Here is a 7,805-nt window from a genome sequence, read left to right on the forward strand (position 1 = left end):
TTGGCGGGCGGCCCGCGGTCGCCTAAATCTAGCGTCAGGCGGCGGACTTCCAAATGGCTGCGAAGGCCCGCCGCGCCACGGTAGGCGAGCCCCGCATGGCGACCCGCGATCTCTCGTTCGAAACAGCCGCCGCGGCCCCGCGCGCGGCCACCGCCGCCCCGGCGGCGATCGGGGTCTGGCTGCTCGGCTGCGCCTTCATGGTCCTGGCCATGGCGGTGATCGGGGCGATCACCCGGCTGACCGAATCCGGCCTCTCGATCATGGAGTGGGCGCCGCTCTCCGGCACCCTGCCGCCGCTCAGCCAGGCCGAGTGGGAACGCCTCTTCGCGCTCTATCAGCAGATCCCGGAGTACCGCGAGGAGAACGCCGGCATGACCCTGGCGGAGTTCCGCGGCATCTTCTGGTGGGAGTACATCCACCGGCTCTGGGGCCGTCTGATCGGCCTGGTCTTCGCGCTGCCGTTCCTCTGGTTCCTGCTGCGCGGCCAGATCCCGCGCGCCCTCCTGCCGCACCTGCTCTTCGCCTTCTGCCTGGGCGGCCTCCAGGGCGGGCTCGGCTGGTACATGGTGGCGAGCGGCTTCGCCGAACTGAACGACGTCAGCCAGTACCGGCTCGCCGCCCACCTCTCGCTCGCGGTCGTCATCTACGGCTATCTCCTGTGGCTCGCCTTCACCGTGCTCTGCGCTCCGCGCGGCGCGGCGGCGGCGCCCGCCGGCCTGGCCAGGGCGCTCACCGCCCTGCTCGCCCTCATCGGCCTGACGCTCGTCTCCGGCGCCTTCGTCGCCGGGCTCAACGCCGGCTTCACCTACAACACCTTCCCGCTGATGGACGGCGACCTGGTGCCCGAAGGCTACGGTCTGCCGGGACCCTGGTGGCAGAGCCTGTTCGAGGACGTCGCGACGGTTCAGTTCAACCACCGGCTTCTGGCCATGGTCACGCTCGCCGGCGTCTGCGGCTTGTGGCTCTGGGCGCGCCGGCTGCCGCTCGACCCGCGCCAGGCGCAAGCGATCCATCTGCTCGGCGCGATGGCGCTGCTCCAGGTCGGCCTCGGCATCTCGACCCTCGTCCTGGCCGTTCCGATCTGGCTCGGGGCGGCCCACCAGGCCGGCGCCCTCGTCCTGATCGGCCTCGCGCTCTGGGCGCTCTTCCTCAGCCGGCGGTCGCAAGCGGCATGACCGAGGCAGGGCAGGGACCGGCGGAACGGCCGGGCGCCGGGGACGACCTGGCGGTTCCCGAAGAGCCCCTGCCGGTCTCTGTCCTGACCGGCTTCCTCGGCAGCGGCAAGACGACCCTGCTGAACCGGCTGCTGCAGCATCCGGCGATGGACGAGACCGCCGTGGTGATCAACGAGTTCGGCGAGATCGGGCTGGATCACCTGCTGGTCGAGCGGGCCGACGAGGACACGGTGCTGCTCAACAGCGGGTGTCTCTGCTGCACGGTGCGCGGCGACCTGATCGACACCCTGCGCCGGCTCTATGTCCAGCGGGTCCGGCGCGAAGTGCCGCCCTTCAAGCGCCTGGTCATCGAGACCACGGGCCTGGCCGACCCGGCGCCGATCCTCCACACCCTGATGAACGACCCCATGCTGGTCACCCGCTTTCGCCTCGACGGCGTGGTCACCACGGTCGACGGGTTGGTCGGCGGCGGCACGCTGGACAGCCACGTTGAAGCGGTCAAGCAGGCCGCCGTGGCCGACCGGATCCTGATCACCAAGTGCGACCTAGCCACGGACGAGAGCCGCGCCGCGCTGCTGCCGCGTCTCCACCAGCTGAACCCGGCCGCGCCGGTGATCGAGGTGGCGCAGGGCGCGGTCGAGCCAGACCGGCTGTTCGACGCCGGCCTCTACAATCCCGAGACCAAGAGCCTCGATGTCCGGCGCTGGCTCAAGACCGAGGCCTACGCCGCGGCCGAAGCCGCGCCGCACGAACATAAGCACCACTCGCACGACCACGGGCACGACCAGGGGCACGACATCAACCGCCACGACGCGCGCATCCGCGCCTTCGCGCTGCGCTATGAGCGGCCGCTCAACTGGGACCGCTTCAATTCCTGGATCGAGATGCTGATCACCTGCCACGGCGCCGACATCCTGCGCATCAAGGGGCTGCTCGCCGTCGAGGACCTCGACCAGCCGATGGTGATCCACGGTGTGCAACACGTCTTTCACCCGCCGTTCCTGCTCGACGCCTGGCCCGACGACGACCGGAGCACGCGGCTGGTCTTCATCGTCCGCGACCTGGAGCGGGAGCTCTTCGAGCACACGCTGCAGGCCTTCAACGAGGGGGGAACGGCCGCGCGGGGAAAGGGCGCGTCCTAGCCTTTGGCCTTCCCTTGCCGCCGCGGCGGCGCTATCAGGGCATCGTGCAACGACAGGAGGCGGAATGGCGCGGACGGCGTTCGACGGAACCAGCTTTCTGCTGCGCTGGGGCCTCGCCCTGATCCTGGTGCTGGGCACCTTCAACCCGACGCCCTACTCCTACCTGCGCTGGGTGGTCGATCAGCCGGACCAGGGCCTGCCCTTCAAGGCGCTGGCGGGCGTAACCATCGTCATCCTCTACATCATCTACCTGCGGGCCACCTTCCGCTCGATCGGCGTGGTCGGCGTGCTGCTGGCTTCCGCCTTTCTGGCGGCGCTGGCCTGGGTGCTGATCCATCTCGGGCTGATCACCTTGCAGGAGACCGACGCGCTCACCTGGCTCGCCCTGTTCATCCTGGCGACGGTGCTGGCGATCGGCGTCTCCTGGTCGCACGTCCGACGGCGCATCACGGGACAATCGGATGTCGATGACCTGGAGGAGTAGGGCGCGCGGGCACCTGGCGGCGGCCGGCCTGCTGCTCGGCCTCGCCGCGCTCGGGGCCGCGCCCGCCTGGGGGGCAACGCTGCCGGAGGACCCGGCGCGGAAGCTCGTCCTCGGCCTCTGCACGGGATGCCACGGCACCGGCCGCATCGCCCAGAGCACGGGCTACGACCGCGCCGGCTGGTCGGCGCTGATCGCGACCATGGTCGACATGTCCCGCGCGCCCCGGGCCGCTGACGCCGTCGCCGCCTATCTGGCGGAATACTTCCCGCCGAGCGGCAAGCGCCTGCCCAACCTGATCCCGGGCGGCTTCCGCCTCGCCTTCGAGGAGTGGGTCGCGCCGACACTCGGCCAGCGGTCGCGCGACCCGATCGAGGGCCCGGACGGCGCGATCTGGTGGGCGGGGCAGTGGGGTAACCTGATCGGCCGGCTCGATCCCGCGACCGGGGCCATGATCGAGTACCCGTTGCCGGCCGGCGCCAAGCCCCATTCCGTGACCCTCGATGCGGCGGGCAACGTCTGGTACACGGGCAACAAGAACGGCACGATCGGCAGGATGGATCGGGTTAGCGGCCGCATCACGGTCTACGGCATGCCGGACCCGGCCGCCCGCGACCCCCACACCGCGATCTTCGACGCCGACGGCATCCTCTGGTTCACGCTCCAGCACAGCAACATGGTCGGCCGGCTCGATCCCGGCACCGGCGAGGTCCGCCTGGCGACCGCGCCGACGCCGGGGTCGCGCCCCTACGGCATCAAGATCGACGCCGAGGGCCGCCCCTGGGTCGCCTGCAACGGCGCCAACTGCCTGCTCCGGGTCGATCCGGCCACCCTGGCGCTGACCGAGATCGCGCTGCCCAACCGGGCGACCAAGGTGCGCCGCCTCGACATCGCCGCGGACGGCCGGATCTGGTACGTGAACTCCTCGCGGGGGCGGCTCGGGCGCTACGACCCGGCGACCGGCGAGGTCCGGGAATGGCCGTCGCCCAGCGGCCCGGCGTCGCACCCCTACGCCATCGCCGTGGTCGACGGCGTGGTCTGGTACAACGAGTCCGGCCGGCGCCCGGACGCCCTGGTGCGCTTCGACCCGGAGACCGAGAAATTCCAGAGCTGGGCGATCCCCTCGGGCGACATCCACGCCGGGATCGTCCGGCACATGAACGCCGACCGGAACGGCGATCTCCTGATCCACCAGAGCGCGACCAACCGCATCATTCGAGTGAAGCTTGGCAGCCGGGACTGAAGACGCTAGCGGTGGAGCGCCGCCGGGCCTCGCGCCCTCGCTGCCGGCCTCGTGGTACTGCGACCCGGCGGTCTTCGCGCGCGAACGGGAGTGGATCTTCGCCCGGCACTGGATCCTGGTCGCGCGCGAGGAACAGCTGGCGGCGCCCGGCGACTTCGTGACCGACACCATCGCCGGATTTCCCGTCTTCGTCGCGCGCCAGGCCGGGGGCGCCCTCGGCGCCTACCACAACCTCTGCCGCCACCGGGCGAGCCCGCTGCTGACCGAGGAGACGGGCCGGCGACAGGTGCTGCGCTGCCCCTACCACGGCTGGACCTACGGCCTGGACGGCCAGCTGCGCAAAGCCCCGGGCTTCCCCGGCCGCGAGGCCCTGGGCCCGTCGAACTGCGACCTTCTGCCGGTCCGGGCCGCCGCCTGGAACGGCCTCGTCTTCGCCTGCCTCGACCCGGCGGCGCCGGACCTGGAAGCCTGGCTCGGCGAGATCCTCGAGATCGCCGCCGGCTACCCGCCGCTGGAGACCCTCGCGTTCCTGGGCGAGCAGCGGTTCGAGGGCGCCGCCGACTGGAAGGCCTACAGCGACAACTCGGCCGAGGGCTATCACCTGCCCCACGTGCACAAGGACCTGACCGCCGCGCTGGTCCGCGAGGCCACCGAGATCAGGAACTACGAGCGGGGCCAGTTCGTCGGCTTTTCCGTGCGCTACAAGGCCTCGCCGGGCTGGCCGGAGAGCCGCGGCTTCTGGATCTACAAGTTCCCGGGCCTGCTGCTCCATTTCTCCGAGAACGAGTTCAACCTGGAGCGGGTCATCCCGCTCGCGCCCGGCCGCGTGGCGCTCCGCCGCTGGTTCTGGTGCCCCCCCGGCGAGCAGGAGAAGTTCCAGGTCGTCATGGAGGAGTCGACGGCGGTGATGCGCGAGGACCTGGCGATCTGCGAGGCCGTGCAGCGCAACCTGGAAGCCGGTGTCTACCGGAGCGGCCTGGTGTCTGAGGAGCAGGAGCCGGGCACGGCCTACTTCCAGAGGCTGGTGCGCGAGGCCCTGGAAGGCCCGGCGTGACCGGCCGGCGGGCCTTTACCGCGTCTTCACGCCGGCTTGGGATAAGACCTGCGGCGCCATGAAAGTCCTCGGCAAATCCTTCCTCGATTCCCAAGCCCTGCGGTCGCTCGGCTTCAAGGCGGTCGGCGAGGACGTCCAGGTCCACGAGACCGCCAACATCGTCGGCCTGGAGCGGGTCGCCATCGGCGACCACGTGCGGATCGACGCCTTCGTCAACCTCGTCTGCGGCAAGGCGGGCCGCCTGACGCTCGGCAGCCATATCCACATCGGCGCCCAGTGCCACATCGGCGCGGCGGCGGGGGTGACCATGGAGGACTTCTCGACCCTGGCCCAGGGCTGCCGGCTCTACTCCGTCTCCGACGACTACAGCGGCGAGACGCTGACCAACCCCACGGTGCCGGAAGAACACCGGCGGAGCGAGAGCGGCGCGGTCCGCATCGGGCGCCACGTGATCGTCGGCAGCGGCAGCGTGATCCTGCCGGGCGTCACGCTGGGCGAGGGCACCGCAGTGGGCGCGCTCACCCTGGTCCGGCAGTCGACCGAGCCCTGGACGATCTACGCCGGTTGCCCGGCGCGCCCGGTCAAGGCGCGGTCCAAGAAGCTGCTCGACGCCGAGCGACGGTTACTTGGGAATCTCTAGTGTCCTGCTTCCGAATTACGAGTGATCGGTCTCGTGGCCCCCTCACCCCGGCCCTCTCCCCCAGTTTGGGGGAGAGGGAGGATCCGCGGCGTAGCCGTGGGTGGGTGAGGGGCCTAATCACCCGGCTTTCAAGCGATAGAATGGTTGGTGGAATTCCTCGAACAGGACACCAGAGCGGTTCTGTCAAACATGACTCACTCTAACGGGAAGAGCGTCGGGCCGGCGGCCGCGCCTCCTCGGCGGCGGTCTTCCCTTCGATCCAGCGTTCCACCGCCGCGGCGACGACCAGATCGAGCTCCTCGTCGACGTCGAGCGAGCGCTCTTGCGGCATGATGTAGCCCAGCGTCTCGGGTGAGAGGAAGCTGTCGTTCTGCAGTACCCAGTCGCAGCGCGCGACGTAGACCGCGCCGTTGACGACGAAGGCCTCCGGCAGCTCCTGGCGCCGCGGCGCGTGGGCCAGCTCCGGCAGGATGGGCTCGAGGCGGCCGGCCGCGTCGCGGCGAAGCATCCAGTAGGGCGGTTTGTCCGCGGCCGAGACCGAGATGCAGGCGGGCGCGCCGCGTTCGACGCAGAGCCGGACCGCGCCCTCGACGTCCTCGGCACGGCGCAGCGGCGAGGTCGGCTGCAGCAGCACGACGAGGTCGTAGCGCTCGGGCAGGGTCTCGAGCGCGTGGCGCACCGCGTCGATCGAACGCGCCGCAGGCCCGGAGAGCTCTTCCGGACGGACGAAGGGCACCTCGCAGCCGGCCAGGAGCGCGGCTTGGATGATCGCCGGGTCGTCGGAGGAGAGGATCAGCCGGTCGAGTGAGGCGGCTTCGCGCCCGGCGTCGATCGCGCGGGCCAGGAGGCTGCGGCCGTTGATCTCGCGCAGGTTCTTGCCCGGCAGGCCCTGGGAGCCGCCGCGCGCGGTGATCAGGCCGAGGACCGAGTGTCCCTCGATCATGCCTCGCCGATTTTCCCGTCGACCGCCTCGAAGAGCTCGGCGAGGCGGGACTTGAGCCCGGCGACCATGGCCCGGGTCTCCTCGAGGGCGATCGAGCGAAAGCGCTCACGCGCCCCTGGCTCCACGATGCGCCGGTGGTACCAGTTGATGCAGCCGAGCGAGAGGGTCATGGTCCCGCGCAGGTAGGCCGCGACGGCTTCCTCGCGGCCGTCGACGGCGCGCAGGGCGTCGTAGATCGCGTGCAGCCAGTCCATGCCGCCCGCGGGATCCTGCGCCGCCTCCTCCAGCGCCCGGTCGATCCGGGCGAAGAGGGCATCGCTGGCCGGGCGCCAGTCCAGCGCCGACCAGACATCCCGCAGGCGGTCCAGCGGGTAGGGCGAAAGCAGGGCGGTGAGCTCGCTGCGGAAGCGCGCGCGGTCGATCGGGCCGTGATCGAAGGCGACGGTCTCGGGCAGCTTGGGGACCGCGCCCTCGATCCGGACGCCGTCGCTGCAGTTGTAGACCGTCAGGTTGTGGAAGTACTGGATCACCCCTTCCAGCACCTTGCGCGACCAGTTGTAGATGTTCTCGCCGGTCGCCGTGCCGCCGAAGTTGCCCGGAAAGGTGCGGCTGGCCACCGTGGGGTCGGCCCGGAAGCCCAGGTCGTAGACCGAGCCCGCCGCGTGGAACCGGCCCTCGACCTTGGTGCCCATGTCGACGCCGAACAAATAGACCTCGCGGAAGCCCATGCGCAGCGCCGCGATCAGCGCGGTGTTGGCGACCGTCGGGCCGGCCGGCTTCAGCACCTTGAGGTCGCCGCAGAACAGCTTGGTCGAGGTCACCTGCTCGCGGAAGAAGAGGATGGCGTCGCCGAACAGGGCGACCGAGACCGGCTGCACCGTGAGCGAGGCGATCAGGGTGATCTCCGAGAGGTCGTGCTCCCGGGCGACCGGCTCGATCAGCGCGTAGTTGCCGATGCCGTTCTCCAGCTCGACGTGGAAATCCGGCTGGATGCCCCGGCGCAGGGCGACGCGCAGCGCGGTCCCCAGGGTGACCAGAATGGCGCGGTCCGCGTGCTCGGCGATGAAGTCGAGGTCCTGCTCCAGCGACGGGCCGGAGCCGATGACGAAGAGCGGGTAGTCGCGCCG

At 70.6% G+C, this 7,805-nt stretch carries 8 protein-coding genes; 6 read left to right on the top strand and 2 right to left on the bottom strand.

Features of this window, described 5'->3' with window-relative positions:
* Positions 1-53 precede the first annotated feature (53 nt).
* The 6 genes from QNJ67_14740 (at position 54) to QNJ67_14765 (ending at position 5,735) form a co-directional block, all read left to right on the top strand.
* Entirely contained in the window at positions 54-1,175 is a 1,122-nt protein-coding gene (locus tag QNJ67_14740) for a COX15/CtaA family protein (GenBank protein MDJ0610232.1), read from the top strand.
* On the top strand, positions 1,172-2,317 hold the full coding sequence (locus QNJ67_14745) for a GTP-binding protein (protein MDJ0610233.1): 1,146 nt from the start codon (positions 1,172-1,174) through the stop codon (positions 2,315-2,317). The genes QNJ67_14740 and QNJ67_14745 overlap by 4 nt, the downstream gene beginning before the upstream one ends.
* Before the next feature lie 64 nt (positions 2,318-2,381).
* Positions 2,382-2,801: a DUF6524 family protein gene (locus QNJ67_14750; GenBank protein MDJ0610234.1), complete on the top strand. Its 420-nt coding sequence runs from the start codon at positions 2,382-2,384 to the stop codon at positions 2,799-2,801.
* On the top strand, positions 2,785-4,041 hold the full coding sequence (locus QNJ67_14755) for a hypothetical protein (protein MDJ0610235.1): 1,257 nt from the start codon (positions 2,785-2,787) through the stop codon (positions 4,039-4,041). Before QNJ67_14750 ends, QNJ67_14755 begins: the two co-directional genes overlap by 17 nt.
* Complete coding sequence (locus QNJ67_14760) at positions 4,025-5,095, top strand: aromatic ring-hydroxylating dioxygenase subunit alpha (protein ID MDJ0610236.1); 1,071 nt, start codon at positions 4,025-4,027, stop codon at positions 5,093-5,095. The genes QNJ67_14755 and QNJ67_14760 overlap by 17 nt, the downstream gene beginning before the upstream one ends.
* Positions 5,096-5,153: 58 nt before the next feature.
* The gene (locus QNJ67_14765; GenBank protein MDJ0610237.1) at positions 5,154-5,735 is read left to right on the top strand and encodes an acyltransferase; all 582 of its coding nucleotides are present in this window, start codon (positions 5,154-5,156) and stop codon (positions 5,733-5,735) included.
* A 199-nt stretch (positions 5,736-5,934) separates the two neighbouring features.
* Here QNJ67_14765 and QNJ67_14770 read toward each other — a convergent pair whose 3' ends face one another.
* Both QNJ67_14770 and QNJ67_14775 read right to left on the bottom strand, forming a co-directional pair.
* Complete coding sequence (locus QNJ67_14770; protein ID MDJ0610238.1) at positions 5,935-6,678, bottom strand: acylneuraminate cytidylyltransferase family protein; 744 nt, start codon at positions 6,676-6,678, stop codon at positions 5,935-5,937.
* The coding region (locus QNJ67_14775; protein ID MDJ0610239.1) for a DUF115 domain-containing protein at positions 6,675-7,805 on the bottom strand (1,131 nt) is incomplete at its 5' end. The genes QNJ67_14770 and QNJ67_14775, both read right to left, overlap by 4 nt.

Source organism: Kiloniellales bacterium, assembly GCA_030064845.1.
In the GTDB taxonomy this organism is placed as follows: Bacteria; Pseudomonadota; Alphaproteobacteria; order Kiloniellales; family JAKSDN01; genus JASJEC01.